Origin of the sequence: Streptomyces sp. NPDC003036, from assembly GCF_040611175.1 — a bacterium.
Taxonomy (GTDB): Bacteria; Actinomycetota; Actinomycetes; order Streptomycetales; family Streptomycetaceae; genus Streptomyces.
Genome location: NZ_JBEXNO010000001.1, coordinates 88,241 through 113,718 on the forward strand (window position 1 = coordinate 88,241; position 25,478 = coordinate 113,718).

A 25,478-nucleotide genomic window follows, 5' to 3' on the forward strand; every position below is an offset into this window, starting at 1 on the left:
GCTGGCGGTCGCGGTCCGCACGGCTCGCCGTGGCCGGTAGCGTATGCGCGGACAGCACACCGCCGGACCACACAGAGGGGTGCGGTCGGGACTGACGGAGAGGGCTGGAACAGTTATGGAAGAGCCGCGTCGCCTCGGCGGCCGGTACGAGCTGGGCTCGGTGCTCGGCCGCGGTGGCATGGCGGAGGTCTACCTCGCCCACGACACCCGGCTCGGTCGCACCGTCGCCGTGAAGACGCTGCGGGCCGACCTCGCCCGTGACCCGTCCTTCCAGGCCCGGTTCCGCCGTGAGGCCCAGTCGGCCGCCTCGCTCAACCACCCGGCGATCGTCGCGGTCTACGACACCGGCGAGGACTACGTCGACAACATCTCCATCCCGTACATCGTGATGGAGTACGTCGACGGCTCCACCCTGCGTGAGCTGCTGCACTCCGGGCGCAAGCTGCTGCCCGAGCGCACGCTGGAGATGACCGTCGGCATCCTCCAGGCCCTGGAGTACTCGCACCGCGCCGGCATCGTCCACCGCGACATCAAGCCGGCCAACGTCATGCTGACCCGTACCGGCCAGGTCAAGGTCATGGACTTCGGCATCGCCCGCGCCATGGGCGACGCCGGTATGACCATGACCCAGACCGCCGCCGTGATCGGCACCGCCCAGTACCTCTCCCCGGAGCAGGCCAAGGGCGAGCAGGTCGACGCCCGCTCCGACCTGTACTCCACCGGCTGCCTGCTGTACGAGCTGCTGACCGTGCGCCCGCCCTTCGTGGGCGACTCGCCGGTCGCGGTGGCGTACCAGCACGTGCGCGAGGAGCCGCAGCCGCCGAGCAACTTCGACCCCGAGATCACGCCCGAGATGGACGCCATCGTCCTGAAGGCGCTGGTCAAGGACCCGGACTACCGCTACCAGTCGGCCGACGAGATGCGCGCCGACATCGAGGCGTGCCTCGACGGCCAGCCGGTCGCCGCGACCGCCGCCATGGGCGCCGTCGGCTACGGCGGGTACGCCCCCGACGAGCAGCCGACGACGGCGCTGCGCCAGGCAGACCCGGCCGGGCAGACGTCGATGCTGCCGCCGATGAACCCGGACGACGGCGGCTACGGCTACGACGACCGCCCGGACCGCCGCCGCCAGCGGAAGTCGAGCACCTCGACCGTGCTGCTGGCCCTGGCGGGCATCCTGGTGCTGGTCGGCGCGATCCTGATCGGCCGATCCGTCTTCGACAGCAAGGACGGCGCCACCCAGGTGCCGGTGCCGAACGTGGTCGGCCAGACGCTGGAGAAGGCACAGGCCCAGGCAACCAACGCGGACGTCAAGGTCACCCGGGCCGGCACCGAGCGCTGCGACCAGCCCAAGGACAGCATCTGCCGGCAACTGCCCGCTGCCGCCCCGGGCGCCCAGATGAACCAGGGCGACACCATCCAGGTCTGGCTCTCCGAGGGTGCCCCGAAGATCGAGCTGCCGGACGTCACGGAGAAGTCCGAGGAGAGCGCGACGCAGGCGCTCCAGGACAAGGGCTTCAAGGTCGACGTGAAGTACGAGGAGTCCGAGCAGCAGCCGGGCGAGGTGATCCGGCAGAGCCCCGAGGGCGGCACCCAGCAGGAGAAGGGCGCCACGGTCACCCTCACGGTCTCCAAGCAGGCCCAGGTGAACGTGCCCCCGGTCACCGGCCAGCAGTTCGACGCCGCGAAGAGCCAGCTGGAGACGCTGGAGTTCAAGGTCAAGCGGGAGGACGTCGACTCCGACCAGCCCGCGGGCACCGTCCTGGACCAGAACCCGCCCGGCAACAGCAAGGCCTCCAAGGGCAGCGAGATCACCCTGAAGGTCTCCAAGGGCCCGCAGCAGCAGGCGCAGGTGCCGCAGCTGGTCGGGCAGCAGCTCGGCCAGGCCAAGCAGGCGCTCCAGCAGGCGGGGCTCCAGCTCGGCAACGTGGACGGCCCGAAGGACGACACCGCCTTCGTGGTCGCCCAGGACCCGCCGCCGGGCACCCCGGCCCAGCCGAACCAGCCGGTCAACGTGAAGACCATGGGCGGCAACGGCAACGGCAACAACGGCGACGGGAACGAAGGCGACGGCGGCTTCTTCGGCGGCCCCACGGGGGCCGTCCTCCCCAAGGACTGACACCCGGGACGCCCGCGTACGACGGAGCCCCGGCACCCACCTCAGTGAGGGTGCCGGGGCTCCGTCGTAGGCGGCTAGCGCAGCTCCGCGGGCGGGGTGCGCCGGGCGTCGACCTTCTCCGTGCGCTCCAGCTCGCCCCAGACGATGTAGCGGTAGTCCGAGGTGTAGACCGGCGTGCAGGTCGTCAGGGTGATGTAGCGGCCCGGCTTCGTCTTGCCCGACTCCTTCGGGACCGGGTCCAGGACGCGGACGTTGAACTTCGACGTCTCCGGGAGGGTCTTGTAGACCTTGTAGACGTACCAGAGGTCCTTCGTCTCGAAGACGATCGCGTCGCCGTGCTTCAGCTTGTGGATGTTGTGGAACTTCGCCCCGTGGCCGTCGCGGTGCGCGGCCAGGGTGAAGTTGCCCTGCTTGTCGGAGGGCAGCGCGGACGCGATGGGGTCCGTGTAGTAGCCGGCGACGCCGTGGTTGAGGGTGTCGGCGTCGGTGCCCTTCTTGACCAGCACCTCGCCGTTCTTCATCGCCGGTACGTGGAGGAAGCCGATGCCGCCCTTGGTGTCGAGCGCGCCGGGGGCCGCCGAGACCCATGCGTGGCGTACGTCGTCGCCCTGCTTGTCCGCCTCGCGGTCGGCCAGCACGTTCGTCCACCACAGGGAGTAGACGACGAACAGGCCCATCACCAGGCCCCCGGTGATCAGCAGTTCACCGAAGACACTGATGACGCCGGCGATCCGGCTGCGCGCACGTGCCACTGCATCTGTCCCGTCAAGAAGTCTGGAAGTCGGTCGTCAGCCTACGAGCGCGTCCGGTTTCCCCTTGCTGCGTGGGCGTTCCTCGACCATCTTGCCCCACACGATCAGGCGGTACGTACTGGTGAACTCGGGGGTGCAGGTGGTGAGCGTGAGGTAGCGGCCCGGGCCCGTGAAGCCGGAGCCGTCGGGGACCGGCTGGATCACCGAGATGTTGGAGGGCGGCGTCTGCGGCAGGATGCTCGTCATCTCGTACGTGTAGAACGCGTCCTGGGTCTCGACGACGATGGGGTCGCCCGGCTGGAGGCGGTTGATGTAGCGGAACGGTTCGCCGTGGGTGTTGCGGTGCCCGGCGACCGCGAAGTTGCCCTGCTTGTCGGAGGGCATGGCGGTCTTCAGCGGGCCCTCGGCGTAGTGGCCGACCATGCCGCGGTCGAGGACCTTCTCCTTGTCGATGCCCTCGGCGATCGGCACGACGACGTCGAGCTTCGGGATGTACATGATCGCGAACCCCTGGCCGGGCTCGAACGCGCCGGGCTTGCGCCCCTCGGCCCAGGCTTCCTCGATGCCCTTCTTCGCCTGGTCGGCCTGTAGTCCGGCGCGGACGTTGGTCCACCACAGCTGGTACGTGACGAAGAGGAGCATCACGACGCCGAAGGTGATGAACAGCTCGCCCACCACGCGGCTCGCGACCACGCCGACGCTGTCCTTGCGGGCGCGGGCGGCGCGCCGGGCCTCGACGCGCGACAGCGGCCGGTCGGGCCCGGCGGACGGGGGCGGTGCGGCCGGCGCCGGGGCGTGCTTGCCCGCGCGGCGGCGGCCGCGGCCCTTGGCGGCCCTGCGGCGCTCGGCGCGGCCGCCGGTCGGAGGGAGGTCGGGCGTGGGGCTGTCGGGTGTGGGGCTGTCCAGCGGAGGGCCGGCCGCCACGCGCCGGGTGTCCTCCGTGCGGAGGGCCATCGTCTCCGGGTCGGGGGCTTCCGGAACCTCGTACGGAGGGGTCTCGTACCCCGGCGCCTCGTACGCCGGCGCCTCGTACGCCGGCGGCGCCTCAAGCGGAGGATCTGGTTCCGCCGGTAGGTTCGCGGCCCGGAACCACGGCGAACCGTGCTCGCGCTCCGGGCGCACGGGGGTCACGCGACGGCCTTGCCCACCACCGGCGCGAGCCCTGCCGACCGGCCGACCGCGCCGGTGTCGCCGCACTGCTCCAGCCAGTTGGCGAGCATCAGGTGCCCGTGCTCCGTGAGCACCGACTCCGGGTGGAACTGGACGCCCTCCACCGCGAGGTCGCGGTGGCGCAGCCCCATGATGATGCCGTCCTCCGTCCACGCCGTGACCTCGAGCTCGTCGGGCAGGTCGCCCGGCTCGGCGGCCAGCGAGTGGTACCGGGTCGCGGTGAAGGGCGACGGCAGCCCGGCGAAGACGCCCCGCCCCTCGTGCGTGACGAGCGAGGTCTTGCCGTGCAGCAGCTCGGGGGCGCGGTCGACGACACCGCCGTACGCCACGGCCATCGACTGCATGCCGAGGCACACGCCGAAGACGGGGACACCGGTGCCGGCGCAGTGCCGGACCATGTCGACGCAGACCCCGGCCTCCTCGGGCGTACCGGGGCCGGGCGACAGCAGGACGCCGTCGAAGCCGTCCTGCGCGTGGCTCAGCTCGACCTGGTCGTTGCGCCGGACCTCGCACTCGGCGCCCAGCTGGTACAGGTACTGGACCAGGTTGAAGACGAAGCTGTCGTAGTTGTCGACTACGAGGATGCGCGCGCTCACTGACCGTCCACCGTCACATCATTGAACGGAAGCAGAGGCTCCGCCCAGGGGAACACGTACTGGAAGAGCACGTAGACCACCGCCAGGATCAGGACGAGCGAAATGACCGCCCGCACCCAGGCGTTGCCCGGCAGATGCCGCCAGATCCAGCCGTACATGACGTCTGCTGGTCCTTCCTCGAATGCCCTTCGATACCGAACCCAGAGTACGGGTCCGCACCGCCCGGATGGGTCAGCTGTCCAAAGCAGGTGGTTCGCCCCAGGTCGTGTCCCTAGGAAGTGGGCTTGGCGTAGTGGAGGTCCACGGGGCCGGAGTAGCCGGGGAGGGAGACCTTGTCGTGCTCGTCGACCTTCCAGCCCAGGCCGTACGCCTTCACGTACAGCAGGTAGTTCTGGATGGCCGTGGAGCCCTCCAGGGCGCGCTGGAGCCTTCCGGTGTCACCCACCGCCGTGATCTTGTACGGCGGGGAGTAGACGCGGCCCTGGAGGATGAGGGTGTTGCCGACGCAGCGGACCGCGCTGGTGGAGATCAGCCGCTGGTCCATGACGCGGATGCCCTCGGCGCCGCCCTTCCACAGGGCGTTGACGACCGCCTGGAGGTCCTGCTGGTGGATCACCAGGTCGTTGGCCTGCGGCTCGGGGTAGCCGGGGGCCGCCTGGGCATTGGGCGGGGCGTCGTTGAGGGTGACGGTCAGGCCGCGGCCGGCGACGGGCGTCGTGCCCGCGGTCTTCTCCAGGGCGCCGAGCCTCTCGTCCTCCGCCTTGGTGGAGCCGTCGTCGCGGCGGGCGAGGGCGTCGACCTCACCGCGTACCACCGCGGTGGACTCGTCGAGCTCGGCGTTCTTCCGGCTGCGCTCGCGGATCAGGTCGGAGAGTTTCAGCAGCGAGGCGTCCTCGCGGATGTTGGTGCCCTGGGCGGTGTTGAAGCTCGTCACGAAGATCAGGCCGGCGAGGGCGAAGACGCCGGCGGTGAGCACCCGGACCGGTCGCCAGGTGCGGCGCCGGGCGGGCTCTGCTGGAGAGTCGGCGGAATTGCTCAACGTACCCTTATCTCCTTCAGCGCCGCGGAAGCACTACGCTAACGGACGCCCGGGCGACGCAGTGGTCCCCCTCGGTCTCAGCCCCGGCGACACCAGCACACGCCACAGTTTCCCTGCGCGGTAACGCAGCGCATCGACAGGAGAGTCCCTCGTGCCGAAGTCACGTATCCGCAAGAAGGCCGACTTCACGCCGCCGCCGGCCGCGAAGCAGGCGACCACCATCAAGCTGACCAACCGCAGTTGGGTGGCGCCGGTGATGCTGGCTCTCTTCGCCATCGGGCTTGCCTGGATCGTCGTCTTCTACGTCACCGACGGCTCGCTGCCCATCAAGTCGCTCACCAACTGGAACATCGTCGTCGGCTTCGGCTTCATCGCCGGCGGCTTCGGCGTCTCCACCCAGTGGAAGTGACGCCCGGGAAGTGACGGCTTCCGCTTCGGCTGAGCCGTCAAGCCGTGCCCAGAGGTTATCCACAGCGTTGTGCACAGGCCAGTGGAAAAAGGTCAGACGATCTGTGGATAACCTCCACGGTGTTGACGCCGATGTGACTACGCCCGCCCCTCGCCCCGCCGCGTAAAACCGCAGGTCAACAGTGAGGGGCACAGGCGTTCCCCACCCGGTGCACAAGATCCGCCACCCGCTGTGGACAACGATGGGGAAAGCTTCCGCTCAGCTGAGCGCGACAGTCCTCAGAACCACGGTGCCGAGCGTCAACACGAGGACCAGCCCGCAGGCCGCCCACTGGGTCACCCTCCGCCGCTCGCGCGGGCCGCCGACCATCCCGTACGCGATCACCGCACCGGCGACCAGGCCGCCGATGTGCGCCTGCCAGGCGATGTTGTCCCAGAAGAAGGTCAGCACCAGGTTCAGTACGAGCAGGGTCATCACCGGCCGCATGTCGTACTTGAGCCGCCGCACCAGCACCACCGTCGCCCCCAGCAGGCCGAAGACCGCGCCGGACGCCCCGAGCGACGGCTGGTTCTGCGCCGCGACGAAGTAGGTGAAGGCGCTGCCCGCGAGCGCGGAGAGCAGGTAGAGGGCGAGGTAGCGCACCCGCCCGAGCGCGGCCTCCAAGGGGCCGCCCAGCCACCACACCCCGAGCATGTTGAAGCCGATGTGCCAGATCTCCCAGTGCAAGAACGCCGCCGTCAGCAGCCGGAACCACTCACCCTCCGCGACACCGACCACCTCGCCGAACTGGGGGACGAAAGCCAGCCCGATGAGGTCCAGCCGGTCCAGCAGCTCCGGCTTGGCCCGTACCGCCAGGAACACGGCCAGGTTCACGGCGATGAGGATCTTGGTGATGAGCTGCGGGTCGCCGGCCGTGATCACCCCGCCCGCGACCGTCCGCGGCCGGCTCGCCGAGGGCGCGTGGCCCGTGCCGGACCCGCCCCGCACGCACTCCGGGCACTGGAAGCCGACCGACGCCTCCATCATGCAGTCCGGGCAGATCGGCCGCTCGCAGCGGGTGCACCGGATACCGGTCTCCACGCCCGGGTGGCGATAGCAGCTCGGCGCCTGCGCCTGCTCCATGGGGTTCCCCTCTCAACGCGACGCCCCGTCCATCCTTAGGGACGGACGGGGCGGGGCGAAAAGTGCCCGGTCAGGCCTCAGCTCTTACGGGACTCGATCACGACGGACTGGATGACCACGTCCGTCACCGGACGGTCCGTGCGCGAGCTGGTCTCGGCGTCGGCGATGGCGTCCACGACCCGCTTGCTCGCCTCGTCCGCGACCTCACCGAAGATGGTGTGCTTGCCGGTCAGCCAGACGGTCGGCGAGACGGTGATGAAGAACTGCGAGCCGTTGGTGCCCGGGCCGGCGTTGGCCATGGCCAGCAGGTACGGCTTGTTGAAGGACAGCTCCGGGTGGAACTCGTCGGCGAACTCGTACCCGGGGCCGCCGGTGCCGTTGCCGAGCGGGTCGCCGCCCTGGATCATGAAGCCGCTGATGACCCGATGGAAGACCGTGCCGTTGTAGAGCGGGTCCGTGGTCTTCACGCCCGTTTCCGGGTTGGTCCACTCGCGCTCGCCCTTGGCGAGCTCCACGAAGTTCCTGACCGTCTTCGGGGCGTGGAACGGCAGGAGCCGGATCGCGATGTCGCCCATGGTGGTCTTGAGGGTGGCGTAAAGCTGCTCGGCCACGGTGCGCCTTCCGTAAGTCTGGTCTGACGTCTGCCGATCCTCCCACGGGAGAGGGCCGATGCCCCGGATGCCCGTACCGCATGCCGACCACGACGGCGGCAGGCATGATTTCAAAAAGGACGGAAAGGCGAATAGCGACCCCGCCACCGAGGAGGAGGATCCCGTGACCCGCAAGGACAGCGTGCGCGCCGCGACCGATTCGGCAATGGACAGCGTGCGGCACGCCGCGGAAGTGGTGGCGCCCTACGCGAGCACGGCGAAGGACTCGGCCGTGCACTACGCGACCGAAGCGCGCGTACGGGTCGCGCCGAAGGTCTCGAACGCCGCCCATCAGGCTCGTACGCAGGCCCGCGCCCAGTACGCCACGATGGTCGCGCCCCACGTGCCGCCGAAGCTCGACCAGGCCGCGCACCGCGCGGTGACGCAGACCCGCAGGGCCGCGCGCGAGGCGGCGCGGTACACGGCGCCGCGCATGGAGAAGGCGATGGCGGCGGCCCAGCCCGTACGGGCGGAGGCGATGAACCGCTCGGCCGCGGCGGTGGCCGCGCTGCGGGGCCAGGTGACGGCCCAGGAGATCCAGCGGCTCGTCCGGAGGCACGAGCGCCGGGCGAGGACCGGGCGGATGTTCAAGAAGGTGGCGGCCGTCGGGATGCTGGCGGGTGCCGCGTTCGCCGCGTGGAAGTGGTGGGACAAGCAGGCCAACCCGGACTGGCTGGTGGAGCCCCCGGCCGCGACCGAGGTCTCGGAGGGCCCGCTGACGTCGGTCGACGGCAGCCTGGGGCCGCTGGACCCGGAGGTGGAGGCCAAGCAGGCGGAGAGCGAGTCGTCCGAGCGGAACCGCGAGGACCGCCCCTGAACCGGGCCCGTCAGGCCGCGAGGGCCAGGTCCGTCAGGTCCGGCTCGGCAGGGGCGGCAGCCGGCAGATGGCGCACGGAGGGCGACGACCCGTGCGCCTCGGCGCGGATGCGCTGCTTGATCGTGGGCGGCAGGGCCCGGGGCCGTACGGGCCCGGGCGACGCCCCGCGCTGCACCGGTACGGACACGGAGGCGGAGCCGGATACGGAGGCGGCGGCGGCCGGGGCCGGCGCCGTCCGCGCCGCGGTGCCGCGGCCGAAACCCAGAGCGCCGAGGAGCGCGGTCAGCAGGGCGATCAGCGGAGAGATGAGCGTCCGGACGTACGACGTGAACCTGACGGCGGCCATGGCCCCTCGCTTTCTTGGGCGATTTGCATACCTTTCTCATGATGTGTATGGGGGCCGGGATCGCGAGCACCGGCGCCGCGCCCCGGCAGATCTTCCGATGAACAGCACTCGTCCGGCGTAACAGAAGTGGCGGACCGCGAGGACGGGCCAGAGGACGGGCCGCCTCAGGCGGCGGTGAACCTCCGGCGCCAGGCCAGCGACACGTACACGAGCGCCACCAGCACCGGGACCTCGATGAGCGGGCCGACGACGCCGGAGAGGGCCTGGCCGGACGTCACGCCGAAGGTGGCGATGGCGACCGCGATCGCGAGCTCGAAGTTGTTGCCGGCGGCGGTGAAGGCGAGGGTCGCGGTGCGGTCGTACGCGAGGCCGATGGCCTTGCCGAGGGCGAAGGTGCCGAACCACATGACCGCGAAGTACACGAGCAGCGGGAGCGCGATCCGGGCGACGTCGAGCGGCTGCGAGGTGATGGTCTTCCCCTGGAGGGCGAAGAGGATGACGATCGTGAAGAGCAGGCCGTAGAGGGCCCACGGGCCGATCTTCGGCAGGAAGCCGCCCTCGTAGGACTCCCGGCCGAGCTTCTTCTCGCCGATCCGGCGGGTAAGGAAGCCCGCGAGGAGCGGGATGCCGAGGAAGATGACGACGTTGAGCGCGATCTTCCCCATGGAGATGTCGAGCGACGCGCCGTTGCCGAGGCCGAGCCAGCCGGGCAGCAGGTCCAGGTAGAACCAGCCGAGCACGCCGAAGGCGAGGACCTGGAACACGCTGTTGAGCGCCACCAGCACGGCCGCCGCCTCGCGGTCGCCGCAAGCCAGGTCGTTCCAGATGATGACCATGGCGATACAGCGGGCGAGGCCGACGATGATCAGGCCGGTGCGGTACTCGGGCAGGTCCGGCAGGAAGATCCAGGCAAGGGCGAACATCACCGCGGGGCCCAGGACCCAGTTGATGACCAGCGACGACACCATCAGCTTCCGGTCACCGGTGACGGCGTCGAGCTTGTCGTAGCGGACCTTCGCCAGGACCGGGTACATCATGATCAGCAGACCGACGGCGATCGGCAGCGAGACCCCGCCGATCTCCACCTTCGCGAGGGCGTCGTTCAGGCCCGGAACCAGGCGGCCGAGGCCGAGGCCCAGCGCCATCGCCAGCAGGATCCATACGGCCAGGAAGCGGTCGAGCGTGGAGAGCTTCGCGACGACGGACGCTGCCTCGGTGGTGGTCGCGGGTGCTTCGGTGCGGGTCACGGACAGGCCCTCTTGTTGTCGGCGGCGGTACGAGCGGTGGCGGCCAGCTCGGCGATTTGGTCGGCGAGTTGCGCGATGACGTCGGGCCGCAGCTTGTAGTACGTGAACCGGCCGCACGGCTCGGTCTCCACGACCCCCGCCTCGCGCAGCACCCTCAGGTGGTTGGAGAGGTTCGTCTGACGCGCACCGGTCTCCTCCACGAGATGGGTGGTGCAGAGCGTCTCGCGGGCGAGCAGGGTCACGATCCGGAGCCTCAGCGGGTCGGCCAGGACCCGGATCAGTTCAGTGTCGACTGACGTCATCATGGACTGATACTGTCACATCACTCCTGGCTGACATATCCGAAGAGAGCCCTCGATGGCCGACAAGCCTTCCGTCCTGTTCGTCTGCGTCCACAACGCCGGCCGCTCCCAGATGGCCGCCGCCTGGCTGAACCACCTCGCCGGGGACCGGATCGAGGTCCGCTCGGCCGGGTCCGCCCCGGCCGACGCCGTCAACCCTGCCGCCGTCGAGGCCATGCGCGAGGTCGGCATCGACATGTCCGCCGAGACCCCCAAGATCCTCACCGTCGACGCGGTCAAGGCGTCCGACGTCTGCATCACCATGGGCTGCGGCGACACCTGCCCGGTCTTCCCCGGCAAGCGCTACCTGGACTGGAAGCTGGACGACCCGGCCGGCCAGGGCGTCGAGGCCGTACGCCCCATCCGCGACGAGATCAAGAAGCTCGTCGAAGGACTCATCGAAGAGATCGACGCCAGCCGGAACCAGCCGGCCAGCACGAACGGGTAGAGCAGGTAGCCGAAGCGGGTGGCCGGAGCCAGGCACATCGCCAGGGCCAGCCCCACGGCCAGGAGGTCCGCCGCCGCGTGGGCGTCCCGCGGCGGCCGCCTGAAGAGGCGGACGCCCACCGCCACGGCACCGAGCACCAGCGCTCCGGTCGCGAGCACGAACCCGCCGGGTACGAACGAGGCCACCAGGCGACCGGGCAGGGGGCTCGCCGCGGGGGAGGCCGCGCCGCCCCTCCCCAGCGGGAAGAGGACGAGCTGCTCCACGAACGTGGCGGGGTGCGCCGCCACGACGGGCGCGACCGCCACCAGGAGCACCCCGCCGGCCGCTCCCGCCGCGCGGAGGGCGGCCCGGCCGCCGCGTACCGAGGCCAGCAGGACCAGCACCACCGGAAGCAGGGGCCACGCCGTCCACTTGAGCGCCGCCGCGGCACCCATCGCGAGCCCCGCACGGCCGGCCGCACCCCGCGAGGCGAGCGCCGGCGCGAGGCACATGAGGCCGACGACCGGGAGGTCGGTGCCGCCGACGGCCAGGGGCAGCGCCACGGCGGGGAAGGCCGCGAGGACCACCAGGGCCTGATGGCGGCCGATACCGGGCCACCGCCGGGCCGCCGGACTCCGGGCCGCCACAGCCCGCGCCGCTCCCGCCATGGACGCGAGGAACGCCGCCGCGAACCACCAACGCGCGTCGGCGAGCGGGAAGTCGCCCCACAGCGCGCGCGGCAGGCCGAACACCGCCATGCCGGGCAGGTAGGGGTTGTAGTCCTCCACACCGAGCGGGCGCTCCACGTACGGGCTGCCGCCGGCCGGCAGCAGGGCCCCGGAGCGCTCCACCACGTCGACTTCCAGCTGGGCACGCCCCCGCGCGACGAGCACCACGAGCGGCACCACCACGGAACCGGCCAGCGCGGCCAGCCTGCCCGGCAGCGCCCGGCCCCGAGCGACGACACACGCGGCGACCGCGTACCCCACGGTCGCCGTGGTGCCCCACAGCCGGTGGGTGCCGAGCGCCGTCACCAGGGCGAGGAGCCCTGCGAACGCCGCGCACACCGCCCATAACGCGGCCTCCCGGCGCGCTCCCGGGACGGTCGACCGGTCTGCCCTCATGCGTACGCCTCCTCGGGTCGGAAGCGAACGACTCTGCGGGCGAAGGGGGGTTGAGGTCGTCACACGGGGGTCGCATCCCTCGGTCACCCCGAGGTACTACTCACCCCGAGGAACGTTCCCGCGGGTCGAAGTCGGCCCACAGCAACTCGGAGTCGTGGACCTCGCCCGTCGGCTTCATGCCCAGGGCGCTCGCGATGCCTGCCGACGCCTCATGACCGGGGTGTACGTGGGCCACGAAGCCGGCCACCCCCTGGGTACGCAGCCACCGGACCATGGTGGAGGCCCCCTCCTTGCCGTAGCCGGCGCCCTGGAAGGCATGGCCGACGACCCAGGCGAGCTCGGCTTCGACACGGTCGGGGGAGGGTCCGGGGCCGTCGGGGGAGGCTTCGACACCGTCGGGGGAGGACCGGTACAGCGTCGCCTGGACCGTTCCGATCAGCTGCCCGTCGGTCTTCCTCCTCAGCATCCAATTCAGCCAACCCTGCCGCCCGTCGGGCGAATGCCCGACGGCCTGCCGCCGATAGCGCCGCTCCAGCTCCTCCCGTGTGGGGGGAGTGCCGCCGATCCACGTGTGCAAACGCTCGTCGCCGAGAATTTCCGCAGCCTCCTCGGCATGCGTGATCGCCAGGGGTTCCAATAGCACACGCGGCCCCTGGAGCGGAGCGGCAGTCGGCCATAAATTCATTTCGGACATGGATGGATCTTAACTCCCGGCGGCAAGGGCCCACCCCCCGGCCACCGGCGGGGATTCTCCCGCGCAGGACCTCTGGGAGAAACGGGTTCGACCCGGTAGCTTGTTTGACCGTTGTAGCGAGCAAGGAAAGCGAGCGAGAAACCTGGGCGCGATCCGCCCAAAAAGGAGGTAAAAGGATGGCGAACGAAACGGAAGTCACCACCCCGAACCCCGATCTTCTGCTCGACGCCGAATTGGACGCGGCGGCGCTGGAAGCCGCGCTTCCCACGCTGGCCGAAAAGCTCGGCATTCTCTCCGCGGAGCTCACCGCGGACGAGCGTGCCGTACTCAGCTCCATCGTGACCTCGGCCAGCATGCACCTGCAGGAGCTGCAGAAGGGCAACGAAGAGGCCCTGTTCATCTTCGCCAAGCCGATCTCGGCGGCCGCCACCCCGGAGATCCGGAACCGCCTGATCGACCTTCCCGGAGAACTCGGGTTCGTCGGGGACTGATCCCTCGTCAAGATAGGCGCTGATCGCACGTACGGACAGTCATCACCCGGGAGAAGGTCAGGGGATCCTCATATGGCATCTGCGGAGGAAGCTTCGGCGTTGGTGCAGCGGTTGTCTCAGCTGTCGACGGATCTGACCGCCGCGGAACGGGAGAACCTGAAATTCCTCCTGAGCATGGCCGCGGGCGGTGTGCTCAGCGGCCATGCTCAACACATTCCGGAAGAATTACGTGAGCGCGCCCTCGGAGCCACGCAGCATTCGCTGCCGAAACTCATAGCCGGGGCGCGGGAGAAGTTCCCCACCGGTGTGGTGTTCCATGGCCGGGGGCCTTTCCTCACCGATGAGGAACGCGAAGCGCTGGACCGGGAATCACGCTCCTGCCGCCCCCGGGCCGAACGCTTCCTCGACCACTACGTGGCCTCCGGCGCCCCCGTGGCCAGGGACATCTCCCTCTCCCGGCCCATCCGCGCGTTCCTCGCCGAGAACGTCGGCCCCATCGCACCGACGCGCCGCGCGAACTACCTGTATTACGACGAGCCCGGGCTCGGTATCGACCCGCACGTCGACAAGGACGAGTTCTCGCTGAACATCCTCACCATGCTCGAACACCGGTCGAGCGGCCCGCAGCGGTCCGAGCTCATCCTTCATCCGCCCGGCCGGGAAGCGATGCGCTTCCACCTCCAGCCGGGCGAGTCCCTGGTCTTCTTCGCGGACAGCGTCACGCACCAGCGCACCAGGACCGTCGCGGACGAGGCGATCCGCCTGGTGTCCTTCGGCTACCGCACGCTTGGGGGAACACATGAGTGACACGTCGACCATGGGCCGACGCCTCGCCGGCCTGCACGAGCGGCTCACGCCCGCCGAGCAGGCGAACCTGAAGCTGATCCTGGGCCTGTCCGCCGGACGCCTGGTGGCGGCGACCGAGGCCGAGGCGGCACCGGGCCGCGCCGCGGTGACCGACGCGCTGGAGATGCTCTGCCCCTACGACGTACCGGACCCGCGCGGGGTGCAGTACCGGGGACGCCCCGCCTTCCTCACCGACGAGCTGCTGGCCTCCCTGATCGAGGAGTCCGACCACGTCGGCAGGACCGCGGTGCCCTACGACGAGCACTACCTCGGCTACGGCGGCCCCCTCGCGAGCCGCGTGGCGACCAGCCGGGAACTGGCCGACCTGGTGGCCACGGTCGTACCGAAGGCGGTGGCGACCGGCGTGGCGAGCTACCTCTACTACCGCGACGCCGGCCAGGGCATCATCCCGCACATCGACACCGACATCTTCTCGCTGAACGTGCTGATGATGCTCGCGCACGACATCCCCGAGGGGACGCCGGAGCCCTCCGCGCTGCACATGCACTACGCGGACGGCAGCAAGGAGCGCTTCCAGCTGGAGCCCGGCGAGGTCGTCATCTTCCTGGCCGGGACGCAGGCGCACAGCCGCACGCCGATCCGGCAGGACGAGCGGGTCTCCATCCTCACGTTCGGCTTCATGCCCGAAGGCGCCCCGCTGGAGAACTACAAGCAATGACCGTCGCCCTCGGAATCCACTGCGGACACGAGTCGTCCTGCGCCGTCGTCCGGGACGGCGTCCTGCTGGCCGCGATCCAGCAGGAGCGGGTCACCCGGCGCAAGTACGACGGCCAGGAGGCGCTGACCAACAGGCTCCCGGTGCGCGAGGTACTGGCCGCGGCCGGCCTGGCGCTGGAGGACGTCGACGTCGTCGTCAGCTCCTTCCAGGCCGCAGGGCCGTCCGGAGTCGGCCTGCAACGCCCCCTGGTGTCCCCCTCCTTCGACCTCTTCGACCCGTTCGACGCCCGCCACCACGTGGTCTCCCACCACCTGGCGCACGCGGCGTCCGCCGTGTACGCGTCCGGCTTCCCGGAGGCGGCGGTGCTGGTCTCGGACAGCGCCGGCACCTCGTCATGGGACGGCGCGGACTTCCACGTCCCGTTCGGGGAGTTCCACCGCACGTACTACAGCGACGCGCCGACCGGCCCGGCCTCGCGGATCCTCACCGAGATGCGGTCCCTGTACGCCTTCCGGCAGGGCCGGTTCGAGCTGCTGGAGCGGGCGTTCAGCGAACCGCACAACCAGCCGGACGTCTTCGTCCAGAGCGAAGCGAGCCTCTACGACAACGTCGCCCGGTTCCTGTTCCGCAAGGAGCACGCCCACGGCCAGCTGATGGCGCTGGCCGCCCTGCCCTTCGAGGGGCCCGCCCGGCTGACCGCCGACGACATCGTCACCCCGGGTCCGCGGCCGAGGCCGCGCAACGGCTGGCAGATCCTGGAAGCGGCCACGGACATCACCCGGAACGCCGACATCGCGCACGCGGTGCAGGAGGCCTTCAACCGGCTCGTCGTCGCCCATGCCGCACGCGCCGTCGCCCTCAGCGGGATACCGGACCTGTGCTGCGCGGGCGGCGTCTTCCTGAACCTGTCGGGCAACACCGCCATCGGCGCGCTGCCGCAGGTCCGGAACCTGTACGTGCCGTCCTGCCCGCACGACGCGGGCATCTCCGTCGGCGCCGCCTACCTCGGCTGGGCACACGCCTCGGCGCGCGCGCCGCGGACGCCGCGACCCGTCTCCCCCCGGAAGGTCACCTCCGACTTCCTGGGGCGCTCCGCCGAACCGATCACACCGCGGGAGGCGCGGCACCAGGGGTACGCCGTCGCCGCGACGGCGGACCTGAGCCGCCGGGCCGCCGAGGTACTGCTCGACGGGGCGGTCGTGGTCCGGTACGCGGGCCGGGCGGAGTTCGGTCCGCGGGCGCTCGGGAACAGGTCGATCCTGTGCCACCCGGTCGCCTGCCGCAACGCCAAGGCGAAGCTGAACGGCATCAAGAAGCGGCAGCCGTGGCGCCCGGTCGCCCCCATGGTGCGGAGCGAGGACCTGGACACGTACTTCATCGGGCCGGGCGAAGCGCCGTTCATGAACTACGACTTCGAGGTGCGCGAGGAACACCGCGCCGTGCTGAAGGAGATCGTCCACGACGACGGCTCGGCACGGGTCCAGACGGTCACGGCCGACGACAACCCCGCGATCCACGCCCTCCTCACCCACATCGCCGCGATGGGGCAGATCCCGGTCCTGGTCAACACGTCCCTCAACGGCCCCGCCCAGCCCATCATCGAGTCCGCGCCGGACGTGCTGGCCTTCGCCCGGCACGCCGACATCGGGTTCGTCCTGACCGAGGACGGCCTGTACGCCTCTCCCACACCGCGGAAGATCCCCGTCCGCCGCCCGGACGCCACGGTGATGGCGGTCTTCGGGGCGGGCGGCACCACCCGCTACGTACTGAGCAACGGCGGCGCCCACGTCACGGTCGGCCGCGACCTCTTCGTATCCCTGCTGGAGCAGGAGTACGTGCTGACCGACGGCACGGCCGCCGACGTCGCCGAGGCCCTGCGCGCCGGCGTCCTGGCGGAAGCGTAAGAACCCGACCGTCCGAGAACCCGAGAAGAGCCCGAGAACGGATGACGTCCACCACCAAACCGCTCAGAGGGAGCGACTCGCTGGCGGTGTCCCTGCCAGTGGCGAACTTCCTCTCCTTCTTCGCCATCGCCGCCGTCGAGTTCTCGGTGCCGTTCGTCGCCGTGGACGCCCTCGGCGCCAACGCGACGATCGTCGCCCTGCTCGGCATCTGCCGCTTCGCGCCGCAGGTGCTGCTCGCCGGGCCGGCCGCCCGGCTGGTCGAACGGTTCGACCAGCGAGCCGTGATGATCGGCTCGGAGCTGCTGCGCGTGGCCGCCTTCGCCCTGGCGGCGCTCGGCCTCGCCTTCGCGCCCGGTGTGGCGCTCGGCGTCTTCTGCCTGGCCAACATCTCCCTGGCCTGCGGCTCCATTCTGACCGCGATCTCCACCCAGGTACTGATCCCGCGGACCTTCACCGACGAAGCCCTGCCGAAGATCTACTCACGCCTCGGCATGGCCGAGTCGTCCGCCGACGCGGCGGCGCCCTTCCTGACCGGCCTCGCCCTGGCCGCGTTCGGCCTGGCACCCACGTACGGCACGGCGGCGGCGCTGGCCCTGGCCGCCTGCGGGCTGCTGCTGGGCATCCCGCGCGTACGGGTGCCGAGCGGCACACCGGAAGACCCGGCGGACCCGGCGGACCCGAAAGACCTGGCAGAAGGCGCCGGGGACCCGCCCGCTCCCCGGAAGAGCACGCTGCGCGGCGGGCTGGCCGTCAACTTCCGCACCCCCGCGCTGCGGACCGTCACCGTCTGGTCCCTCTCGTACAACTTCGGGCAGTGCGTCATCGAGGCCGTCCTGCTGATCACGCTGCTCGACACGACGCCCCTGTCCGCGGCGACCTACGGCGTCATCCGCAGCTGCTCCGTCCTGTTCGCCGTCCTCGGCTCCTACCTCGCCGAACGCCTCCCGCGAGCGCTCCGCAGCGGTTGGGGCACCTCACTGTTCGGCTGCGGGGCCGTCGGCGCCTACACGGTGATCGGGATCGGGGCGTACCTCGGCGGCACCAGGGGACTGCTGCTGGTGCTCCTGGGATTCGTCATCGACGAGTTCTGCTCGGGCGTCGTCCTGGTCCGGGTCCAGACCTTCCGCGCCCGTGCCATCACCGACGCGGAACGCCCCATGGCCACCGCCTCCTACCGCGCGGCGAACCTCACCGCGGTCCCCCTCGGGCTCGCCGTCGGCGGCATCGCCGGCGTCCTGATGAGTTCGGCGACGCTGCTGCTGGCCATCGGCCTCCTCATGGTCGTCCCGGCCGCCCTGATCTGGTCCCGCCCGGTCCGGGAGTCGGAGCCCGTCGCGGCGTGAGGAACGAGGGGAAGTAGCGCGAAAACACCCCCCTGACAGCGTTTCCGCAGGTCAGGGGGGTGCATAGGGTGTGGAGCCTAGGGGAGTCGAACCCCTGACATCTGCCATGCAAAGACAGCGCTCTACCAACTGAGCTAAGGCCCCGCGCCGGCCGACGAGCGGCCGGTGCCGCAGACCAGAGTACCGGGTGCCGGGGGGTGTACCGCAAAAGGATGGGGACTCCCCCGGAACGACCACTCTCCGTAAGATGCTGGGCAGGTTCGCAGCCGCGAACCACAGCGATGGGGAGACGCAATGGATACAGCACAGCAGGAAGCGACCGCGAGAGCCAGAGAGCTCCAGCGCAGTTGGTACGGGGAGCCGTTGGGGGCGCTCTTCCGTCGGCTCATCGACGATCTGGGCCTCAACCAGGCACGTCTCGCGGCGGTGCTCGGGCTGTCGGCTCCCATGCTGTCCCAGCTGATGAGCGGTCAGCGCGCCAAGATCGGCAACCCTGCCGTGGTGCAGCGCGTCCAGGCCCTCCAGGAGCTGGCGAGCCAGGTCGCCGACGGCAGCGTGAGCGCCGCCGAGGCCACCGACCGGATGGACGAGATCAAGAAGTCCCAGGGAGGCTCGGTGCTCACCGGATCCAGCCAGACGACCGCCAGCTCGGGGGCGCCGACGGTCAAGCGCGTGGTCCGGGAGATCCAGTCGCTGCTGCGCTCGGTCTCGGCGGCCGGCGACATCATCGATGCGGCCGACTCGCTCGCACCGACCCACCCGGAGCTGGCAGAGTTCCTCCGGGTGTACGGCGCGGGGCGCACCGCGGACGCGGTCGCCCACTACGAGTCGCACCAGAGCTGACAGCGGGCCGGGCGAAGGCCAGCGGCCGGAAGCGGACGGACGGGGAGCGGCGCAGCGCGATGGGTGAGGTCTTCGCGGGTCGGTACGAGTTGATCGATCCGATCGGGCGTGGTGGTGTGGGCGCCGTCTGGCGTGCCTGGGACCACCGCCGGCGCCGTTACGTCGCGGCCAAGGTGCTCCAGCAGAGCGACGCGCACACGCTGCTGCGCTTCGTACGCGAACAGGCGCTGAGGATCGACCACCCGCACGTCCTCGCCCCGGCCAGCTGGGCCGCGGACGACGACAAGGTGCTGTTCACCATGGACCTGGTGAGCGGCGGGTCGCTGGCCCATGTCATCGGGGACTACGGGCCGTTGCCGCCCCGTTTCGTCTGCACCCTGCTCGATCAGCTGTTGTCCGGACTGGCCGCGGTGCACGCGGAGGGGGTCGTGCACCGCGACATCAAGCCGGCCAACATCCTGCTGGAGGCGACCGGGACGGGGCGGCCGCATCTGCGGCTGTCCGACTTCGGCATCTCCATGCGCAAGGGCGAGCCACGGCTGACCGAGACCAACTACGTGGTCGGCACGCCGGGTTACTTCGCGCCCGAGCAGCTGATGGGTGCGGAGCCCGACTTCCCGGCCGACCTGTTCGCGGTCGGCCTGGTCGCCCTGTACCTGCTGCAGGGTCAGAAGCCCGACGCGCAGGCCCTGGTGGAGTACTTCACGGCGTACGGCACGCCCGGCGCCCCGCAGGGCATCCCGGAGGCGCTGTGGCAGGTCCTGGCGGGCCTGCTCCAGCCCGATCCGCAGGCTCGTTTCCGTACGGCGACGGGGGCGCGCAAGGCGCTGTCGGCGGCGGTCGAGCTGCTGCCCGAAGCCGACGGCACGGAGGAGCCCGTCGAGGTCTTCGACCAACTCGGTCCGCTCCCGGCCGGTTTCGGCCCGGAGGGCCCCGTCACGGCCGCTCCGGAACCGGCACCGGCCCCCGCACCGGCCCCCGCGCCCGAAGCCGTCCCGGTGCCGCCCGTACCCGTGGCCACGCCCGCCCCCGTGACGGCCCCTGTGTACGCGCCGCCCGTTCCGCCCGCGCCGTCCGAGACGGGGAGCTTCCACCTGGCCCCGCCGTCCCAGGCCACGCCGACGCACCCCTACACCGCCGCGGCGCCCGCCCCGAGCCCCGCGCCGAAGCGACCCGGCCCGCCGGCGAAGGTGGCGGTTCCGGTGCTGCTGACCGCGCTGCTCTGCTTCGCGGTCGGCATCTGGGCGCTGACCCAGGTCTGATCAGCCGGCCGGATCAGCCGGTGGGAAGAGCGCGTCGGCGCGCCAGCAGCGTCCACACCCCGAGCCCGAGCACCAGCACGGTCCCGCTGCCGATCCCGGCCGCCGCGACGACCTTCATCGTGTCGCTGCGCTCCGCCTCCGGGCCGCTCTGCCCGCTGGCCGCCCGCTCCTTGTCGTCCTGCGTGACGGCGAAGATCCCGGCCGGCCCGTCGTACGCTGGCGCCGGCCGCGCCTCCCCCCGGACGTTGACGCGCAGCGTCAGCCCGTACGGCTTCTTCCCGAACTTCTCGCCCACCTCCGGGCTGAGGCTGACGCGCAGGTAGTACCAGCCCGCGAACCGCATGTCCTCGAACGTGGCGCTGGAGTCGAAGCGGTTCTCGTACCGCACCGGCGGCAGCGGGTCGAGCGCCGCCGCCTTCTGCTTGCCGTCGTACGAGACCGAGTCGACAGTGCCGACCTCCCCCTGCATGGGGTTGAACAGCGTCATCGAGAGCGCGCTGCCGACGAAGCCCTGGCCCGCCGAGCTGCCGATGTCCGCGCTGGCGAAGATCTGCTGGCCCCAGTCCACCGGCACCCGGTAGAAGCGCGACTGGCCGGGCTCGATGCGGTCGGTCCACTCGCCTTGGGTGAGGCCGGTCGCATCGAAGAAGCCGGCGCCGCCGGACCGTTCGCGCGGGCCGCCGGCCGGGGGCGGGGGCGAGGCGCTGGGCCAGGCCGACGGCGCGGCGGTCGGCCCGACCTCCTTCACCTTGGGCTCGATCTGGTGCCGGATCTCCAGCTCCCACGGCTCGGCCCCGCCCTTGCCCTCGGATGCCGTGCGCTCGACGACGACGTAGTACGAGTCGGCCTTCTGACAGGAGCTGCGGTCCTTCTCGATGGTCCGGTGCGCGTAGGCGGCGAGCGGGCGCGGGAACTCGGCGGAGCGGAACTTGCTGTCGTTGGAGCTGCACTCGTAGCCGTCGCGGTCCTGCAGCGACACCTCCAGGCCGTCGGCGAAGGCGACCTTGGCGCCCGGCTCGGGGACGGCCACGGCGGACACGTACGCGTCCCGCTCCGCGTCCAGGTCGATCCGGTAGACCAGCTTCTCACCGCGGTCGATGCTGTCCCGGTACGTCGCGCCGGCGGTCAGCCGCGGGGCCTCACTGGTGCTGGCGGCACCCTTCGTCCGCTGGGCCCCCTCGGCGAAGGTGTACGGCGCCGGCTGCCCGGCCGCGCGCGCCTGGCCGGCCGCCCCTGTCTGCGCGCCCAGCACCACCACGGCGCCCATCGCCACCGCCCCGGCCACCGCCTTGCCGCCGCCCCGCCGCCTCTTCACGCTCTTCCCCTCCGTACGCGTACCAGCTCAGCTCCGAGCGGGGACCATCCTGCCCCGCCCGTCCTGGCGCTGTCTGCCGCACTCCACGCGCTTTGCAACAGCAAGCGAAATATTCGCTACCGGAAACAGCACAAGGCCCCGACCGCTTCAGCGGCCGGGGCCCGTACGCAGACTGCGTGTCGTCTCACACACCGGAACCTGCGGGCACGGAGTCGGTCGCCTCCGTCCACAGGTCCTGCTCGGCGCGATCCGCCTGGATCTGGCGGTACACGAGGAGCCCGCCGATGGCGGCCAGTGCGACCAGGAGAAGCTTCTTCACCGCGCGACCTCGTCTTTCGTTGACGTGGGAATCCTTATGGCGCCCGACTATACACACCGGTCGAGACCATACGGTGACCTACGTCCACCGAAAAAGGCGCCGAAAGGGCGCGGGAAAAGCGAGCGGCCCGGTCGGATTTCTCCGACCGGGCCGATCACCGTCACTGTGGGGCTAACAGGATTTGAACCTGTGGCCTCATCCTTATCAGGGATGCGCTCTAACCAACTGAGCTATAGCCCCTCCGCGTCGGGCTCGCCGCCCGCGCTGACCTCTGAAGATTAGCGCACGGAGCGGCGAGTTCCCAAATCCGCACCCGCCCGTCGGCGGTCCCGCTCACTCGTCCTCGGCGAGGGTGAGCTCCACACCCCCCACGAAGCCCGCGGAGAGGTTGTAGATGAAGGCGCCCAGCGTCGCCAGCGCCGTGGCCAGCACCACGTCGATGACCGCGATCACCGACGTGAAGACGAGCACGCGCGGCAGCGAGAGGAAGGCCTGGAGGTCGAAGCCATTGCTCTCGTTGGAGCCGGTGGCCTCGCTGATCGTGCCGCCGACGGTCGAGAACACGCCCATCGCGTCCATGACCATCCACAGCACCGCGGCCGCGACCACCGTGCAGATGCCCAGCGCGATGGAGAGCAGGAAGCTCACCTTCATCACCGACCACGGGTCGGCCTTGGCCACCCGCAGCCTCGCCTTGCGCGTCCGCGGCATGGTCTTCGCCCCGGGACGCTGCTGCGCCGTGGCGTACGCCTGCGGTGGCTGGTACGGCTGTGACGCCTGCGCAGCCTGCTTCGGGTCGACGGGCCGCTCGCCGGGCAGTGGACCCTTGTCGTACGTGGTCACCGTAACTCCCTGGGAGTCCGTGGCAGGGCCACGGGCACCGTTCGCTCCGGAAGCGGCCGATCCGGCGCCCGTGGCTCCACTCACGCTTTACTCCTCGTACTCCCCGGCCGGCGGCTCCGTACCCCCGGCGGCCTCGGCCGTCGCTTCGATGCCTGCGGCAGCACCCTCGGTCACATCGGCACCCTCGGCGCCTTCCGCACCTTCGGTCCCGTCGATCCCGTCGGTCCCGTCGACCTCTTCGGCCTCGCGACCCGCCTCGGCGTTACGTGCGATACCGACGACGGCATCGCGCTTGCCCAGATTGATCAGTTGGACGCCCATGGTGTCACGGCCCGTCTCCCTGACTTCATTGACTCGCGTACGAATCACACCACCGGACAACGTGATGGCGAGGATCTCGTCCGTCTCCTCGACCACCAGCGCGCCGACGAGCGAACCGCGGTCCTCCACGATCTTGGCAGCCTTGATGCCGAGGCCGCCACGCCCCTGGACGCGGTACTCGTCGACACGGGTGCGCTTCGCGTACCCGCCGTCCGTCGCGGTGAACACGAACGTACCCGGCCGGACCACGTTCATCGACAGCAGCTCGTCGCCCTCGCGGAAGCTCATGCCCTTCACGCCGGAGGTGGCACGCCCCATCGGGCGCAGCGCCTCGTCCGTCGCGGTGAACCGGATCGACTGCGCCTTCTTGGAGATCAGCAGCAGGTCGTCCTCGGCCGACACCAGCTCCGCGCCGATCAGCTCGTCGTCACGGCCGTCCTCCGTCTCGCGGAGGTTGATCGCGATGACGCCGCCCGAGCGCGGCGAGTCGTAGTCCTTCAGCGGGGTCTTCTTCACCAGGCCGCCCTTGGTGGCGAGCACCAGGTACGGCGCGGCCTCGTAGTCGCGGATCGCGAGGATCTCGGCGATCTGCTCGTCCGGCTGGAAGGCCAGCAGGTTGGCGACGTGCTGACCGCGCGCGTCGCGGCCGGCGTCGGGGAGCTCGTACGCCTTGGCGCGGTAGACCCGGCCCTTGTTGGTGAAGAAGAGCAGCCAGTGGTGCGTGGTGGAGACGAAGAAGTGGTCGACGATGTCGTCTTCCTTCAGCTTCGTGCCGCGCACGCCCTTGCCGCCGCGCTTCTGCGAGCGGTAGTCGTCCGTCTTCGTCCGCTTGACGTAGCCGCCGCGCGTGATGGTGACGACGATGTCCTCCTCGGCGATCAGGTCCTCCATGGACATGTCGCCGTCGAAGGGCACGAGCTTGGAGCGGCGGTCGTCGCCGTACTTCTCGACGAGCGCGGCCAGCTCCTCGCTGACGATCTGACGCTGGCGCGCCTCGGAGGCCAGGATCTGGTTGTACTCGTTGATCTTGGCCTGGAGCTCGTCGTGCTCCTGGATGATCTTCTGGCGCTCCAGGGCGGCGAGACGGCGCAGCTGCATCTCGAGGATGGCGTTGGCCTGGATCTCGTCGATGTCGAGCAGGCCCATCAGGCCCTCGCGCGCGACCTCGACGGTGTCGCTGCGCCGGATCAGCGCGATGACCTCGTCGATCGCGTCGAGCGCCTTGAGCAGACCGCGCAGGATGTGCGCCCGCTCCTCCGCCTTGCGCAGGCGGAAGCGCGTACGCCGGACGATGACCTCGATCTGGTGCGTCACCCAGTGGCGGATGAACGCGTCGAGCGAGAGCGTGCGCGGCACACCGTCGACGAGCGCCAGCATGTTGGCGCCGAAGTTCGTCTGGAGGTCGGTGTGCTTGTAGAGGTTGTTGAGGACGACCTTGGCGACCGCGTCCCGCTTGAGGACGATGACCAGCCGCTGGCCGGTGCGCGACGACGTCTCGTCGCGGACGTCGGCGATGCCGCCGATCTTGCCGTCCTTGACGAGGTCGGCGATCTTCTGCGCGAGGTTGTCGGGGTTGACCTGGTACGGCAGCTCCGTGACCACCAGGCACTGGCGGTTCTGGATCTCCTCGACCTCGACGACCGCGCGCATGGTGATGGAGCCGCGCCCGGTGCGGTACGCCTCCTCGATGCCCTTGCGGCCGACGACGAGCGCGCCGGACGGGAAGTCCGGGCCCTTGATCCGCTCGATGAGCGCGTCGAGGAGCTCCTCGTGCGTGGCCTCGGGGTGCTCCAGCGCCCACTGGGCACCGGCGGCGACCTCGCGCAGGTTGTGCGGCGGGATGTTGGTCGCCATACCGACCGCGATGCCCGCGGACCCGTTCACCAGCAGGTTCGGGAAGCGCGCCGGCAGGACCGTGGGCTCCTGGTTGCGGCCGTCGTAGTTGTCCTGGAAGTCGACGGTCTCCTCGTCGATGTCCCGGAGCATCTCCATGGCCAGCGGCATCATCTTGCACTCGGTGTACCGCATGGCGGCGGCCGGGTCGTTGCCCGGGGAACCGAAGTTGCCGTTGGAGTCCACGAGCGGCATGCGCATCGACCACGGCTGGGCCAGGCGGACCAGGGCGTCGTAGATCGAGGTGTCGCCGTGCGGGTGGTACGTACCCATGACGTCACCGACGACGCGGGCGCACTTGTAGAAGCCCTTCTCGGGCCGGTAACCCCCGTCGTACATCGCGTACAGCACGCGGCGGTGGACGGGCTTGAGGCCGTCCCGTACATCGGGCAGCGCGCGGGACACGATGACGGACATCGCGTAGTCCAGGTACGAGCGCTGCATCTCCGTTTCGAGCCCGACAGGCTCGACACGCAGGCCCACACCGGGAACGGCGGGCTCCTCTTCGGGCATCACCACGGGGGTGTTCTCGTCGGCCATTGCTGGTCTTCAGTCCTTTCGTACGG

The 25,478-nt window shown here is 70.5% G+C and carries 26 protein-coding genes, 2 tRNA genes and 1 pseudogene; 11 read left to right on the top strand and 18 right to left on the bottom strand.

Annotation, left to right across the window (positions count from 1 at the left end; genetic code table 11):
- The first annotated feature begins 115 nt into the window (after positions 1-115).
- Complete coding sequence (pknB, locus tag ABZX67_RS00375; RefSeq protein WP_355352079.1) at positions 116-2,119, top strand: Stk1 family PASTA domain-containing Ser/Thr kinase; 2,004 nt, start codon at positions 116-118, stop codon at positions 2,117-2,119.
- A gap of 74 nt (positions 2,120-2,193) precedes the next feature.
- Here the strand turns inward: pknB and ABZX67_RS00380 are convergent, their stop codons facing one another.
- The 5 genes from ABZX67_RS00380 to ABZX67_RS00400 form a co-directional block, all read right to left on the bottom strand.
- Entirely contained in the window at positions 2,194-2,871 is a 678-nt protein-coding gene (locus ABZX67_RS00380) for a class E sortase (RefSeq protein WP_355352082.1), read from the bottom strand.
- A gap of 36 nt (positions 2,872-2,907) precedes the next feature.
- Entirely contained in the window at positions 2,908-4,002 is a 1,095-nt protein-coding gene (locus ABZX67_RS00385; protein WP_355352085.1) for a class E sortase, read from the bottom strand.
- On the bottom strand, positions 3,999-4,637 hold the full coding sequence (locus ABZX67_RS00390; RefSeq protein WP_355352088.1) for an aminodeoxychorismate/anthranilate synthase component II: 639 nt from the start codon (positions 4,635-4,637) through the stop codon (positions 3,999-4,001). The genes ABZX67_RS00385 and ABZX67_RS00390 overlap by 4 nt, the downstream gene beginning before the upstream one ends.
- Positions 4,634-4,795, bottom strand: a complete 162-nt coding sequence (locus ABZX67_RS00395; protein ID WP_355352091.1) for a hypothetical protein — start codon at positions 4,793-4,795, stop codon at positions 4,634-4,636. Before ABZX67_RS00395 ends, ABZX67_RS00390 begins: the two co-directional genes overlap by 4 nt.
- 113 nt (positions 4,796-4,908) lie before the next feature.
- Positions 4,909-5,676 (bottom strand): DUF881 domain-containing protein, encoded by a 768-nt coding sequence (locus ABZX67_RS00400; RefSeq protein WP_355352094.1) that lies wholly within the window; start codon positions 5,674-5,676, stop codon positions 4,909-4,911.
- A 151-nt stretch (positions 5,677-5,827) separates the two neighbouring features.
- Here ABZX67_RS00400 and crgA point away from each other — a divergent pair, with 151 nt between their 5' ends.
- A complete protein-coding gene (gene crgA, locus ABZX67_RS00405; RefSeq protein ID WP_355352097.1) occupies positions 5,828-6,085 on the top strand; it encodes a cell division protein CrgA in 258 nt (85 codons plus the stop codon).
- A 258-nt stretch (positions 6,086-6,343) separates the two neighbouring features.
- Here the strand turns inward: crgA and ABZX67_RS00410 are convergent, their stop codons facing one another.
- On the bottom strand, positions 6,344-7,207 hold the full coding sequence (locus tag ABZX67_RS00410; protein WP_355352100.1) for a rhomboid family intramembrane serine protease: 864 nt from the start codon (positions 7,205-7,207) through the stop codon (positions 6,344-6,346).
- A gap of 77 nt (positions 7,208-7,284) precedes the next feature.
- A complete protein-coding gene (locus ABZX67_RS00415; RefSeq protein WP_355352103.1) occupies positions 7,285-7,818 on the bottom strand; it encodes a peptidylprolyl isomerase in 534 nt (177 codons plus the stop codon).
- Between the two features lie 163 nt (positions 7,819-7,981).
- Between ABZX67_RS00415 and ABZX67_RS00420 the strand changes: the two genes are divergently transcribed.
- Positions 7,982-8,674, top strand: coding sequence for a DUF5324 family protein (locus ABZX67_RS00420; RefSeq protein ID WP_355352106.1), 693 nt, complete (start codon positions 7,982-7,984; stop codon positions 8,672-8,674).
- Positions 8,675-8,684: 10 nt separating this feature from the next.
- Here the strand turns inward: ABZX67_RS00420 and ABZX67_RS00425 are convergent, their stop codons facing one another.
- From ABZX67_RS00425 to ABZX67_RS00435, 3 genes are all read right to left on the bottom strand, one after another.
- Entirely contained in the window at positions 8,685-9,020 is a 336-nt protein-coding gene (locus ABZX67_RS00425; protein WP_355352109.1) for a DUF6344 domain-containing protein, read from the bottom strand.
- 164 nt (positions 9,021-9,184) lie between these two features.
- Complete coding sequence (gene arsB / locus ABZX67_RS00430; protein ID WP_355352112.1) at positions 9,185-10,267, bottom strand: ACR3 family arsenite efflux transporter; 1,083 nt, start codon at positions 10,265-10,267, stop codon at positions 9,185-9,187.
- A complete protein-coding gene (locus ABZX67_RS00435) occupies positions 10,264-10,572 on the bottom strand; it encodes a metalloregulator ArsR/SmtB family transcription factor (protein ID WP_355352115.1) in 309 nt (102 codons plus the stop codon). Before ABZX67_RS00435 ends, arsB begins: the two co-directional genes overlap by 4 nt.
- A gap of 52 nt (positions 10,573-10,624) precedes the next feature.
- Between ABZX67_RS00435 and ABZX67_RS00440 the strand changes: the two genes are divergently transcribed.
- The gene (locus ABZX67_RS00440; protein ID WP_355352117.1) at positions 10,625-11,056 is read left to right on the top strand and encodes an arsenate reductase ArsC; all 432 of its coding nucleotides are present in this window, start codon (positions 10,625-10,627) and stop codon (positions 11,054-11,056) included.
- Between the two features lie 41 nt (positions 11,057-11,097).
- Here ABZX67_RS00440 and ABZX67_RS00445 read toward each other — a convergent pair.
- Positions 11,098-12,159 (bottom strand): annotated as a pseudogene (locus tag ABZX67_RS00445) (glycosyltransferase 87 family protein); the annotation flags it as partial.
- Positions 12,160-12,259: 100 nt separating this feature from the next.
- Positions 12,260-12,853: a GNAT family N-acetyltransferase gene (locus ABZX67_RS00450; RefSeq protein ID WP_355352120.1), complete on the bottom strand. Its 594-nt coding sequence runs from the start codon at positions 12,851-12,853 to the stop codon at positions 12,260-12,262.
- 176 nt (positions 12,854-13,029) lie between these two features.
- On the opposite strand from ABZX67_RS00450, the gene ABZX67_RS00455 reads away from it, so the two are divergent.
- From ABZX67_RS00455 to ABZX67_RS00475, 5 genes are all read left to right on the top strand, one after another.
- Positions 13,030-13,344 (top strand): hypothetical protein, encoded by a 315-nt coding sequence (locus tag ABZX67_RS00455; protein WP_355352122.1) that lies wholly within the window; start codon positions 13,030-13,032, stop codon positions 13,342-13,344.
- Positions 13,345-13,416: 72 nt separating this feature from the next.
- On the top strand, positions 13,417-14,151 hold the full coding sequence (locus ABZX67_RS00460; RefSeq protein ID WP_355352125.1) for a hypothetical protein: 735 nt from the start codon (positions 13,417-13,419) through the stop codon (positions 14,149-14,151).
- A complete protein-coding gene (locus tag ABZX67_RS00465; protein WP_355352128.1) occupies positions 14,144-14,869 on the top strand; it encodes a hypothetical protein in 726 nt (241 codons plus the stop codon). The genes ABZX67_RS00460 and ABZX67_RS00465 overlap by 8 nt, the downstream gene beginning before the upstream one ends.
- Positions 14,866-16,773 (top strand): carbamoyltransferase C-terminal domain-containing protein, encoded by a 1,908-nt coding sequence (locus ABZX67_RS00470; protein WP_355352131.1) that lies wholly within the window; start codon positions 14,866-14,868, stop codon positions 16,771-16,773. The genes ABZX67_RS00465 and ABZX67_RS00470 overlap by 4 nt, the downstream gene beginning before the upstream one ends.
- 41 nt (positions 16,774-16,814) lie before the next feature.
- A complete protein-coding gene (locus ABZX67_RS00475) occupies positions 16,815-18,116 on the top strand; it encodes an MFS transporter (protein ID WP_355352134.1) in 1,302 nt (433 codons plus the stop codon).
- Positions 18,117-18,187: 71 nt separating this feature from the next.
- Here the strand turns inward: ABZX67_RS00475 and ABZX67_RS00480 are convergent.
- Positions 18,188-18,260 (bottom strand) — tRNA-Ala (locus ABZX67_RS00480).
- 150 nt (positions 18,261-18,410) lie between these two features.
- Between ABZX67_RS00480 and ABZX67_RS00485 the strand changes: the two genes are divergently transcribed.
- Positions 18,411-18,959, top strand: coding sequence for a DNA-binding protein (locus tag ABZX67_RS00485; RefSeq protein WP_355352137.1), 549 nt, complete (start codon positions 18,411-18,413; stop codon positions 18,957-18,959).
- Between the two features lie 59 nt (positions 18,960-19,018).
- Entirely contained in the window at positions 19,019-20,221 is a 1,203-nt protein-coding gene (locus ABZX67_RS00490; RefSeq protein ID WP_355352140.1) for a serine/threonine-protein kinase, read from the top strand.
- Positions 20,222-20,234: 13 nt separating this feature from the next.
- Here the strand turns inward: ABZX67_RS00490 and ABZX67_RS00495 are convergent, their stop codons facing one another.
- From ABZX67_RS00495 to gyrA, 5 genes are all read right to left on the bottom strand, one after another.
- Positions 20,235-21,536 (bottom strand): hypothetical protein, encoded by a 1,302-nt coding sequence (locus tag ABZX67_RS00495; protein WP_355352143.1) that lies wholly within the window; start codon positions 21,534-21,536, stop codon positions 20,235-20,237.
- Positions 21,537-21,720: 184 nt separating this feature from the next.
- Positions 21,721-21,855 carry a DLW-39 family protein gene (locus ABZX67_RS00500; protein WP_003958712.1) on the bottom strand — a complete coding sequence of 45 codons (135 nt, stop codon included), beginning with the start codon at positions 21,853-21,855 and terminating at the stop codon, positions 21,721-21,723.
- A 166-nt stretch (positions 21,856-22,021) separates the two neighbouring features.
- Positions 22,022-22,095, bottom strand: a tRNA-Ile gene (locus ABZX67_RS00505).
- A gap of 93 nt (positions 22,096-22,188) precedes the next feature.
- On the bottom strand, positions 22,189-22,782 hold the full coding sequence (locus tag ABZX67_RS00510) for a DUF3566 domain-containing protein (RefSeq protein ID WP_355352146.1): 594 nt from the start codon (positions 22,780-22,782) through the stop codon (positions 22,189-22,191).
- A gap of 3 nt (positions 22,783-22,785) precedes the next feature.
- On the bottom strand, positions 22,786-25,452 hold the full coding sequence (gene gyrA, locus ABZX67_RS00515; protein ID WP_355352149.1) for a DNA gyrase subunit A: 2,667 nt from the start codon (positions 25,450-25,452) through the stop codon (positions 22,786-22,788).
- Positions 25,453-25,478 lie beyond the last annotated feature (26 nt).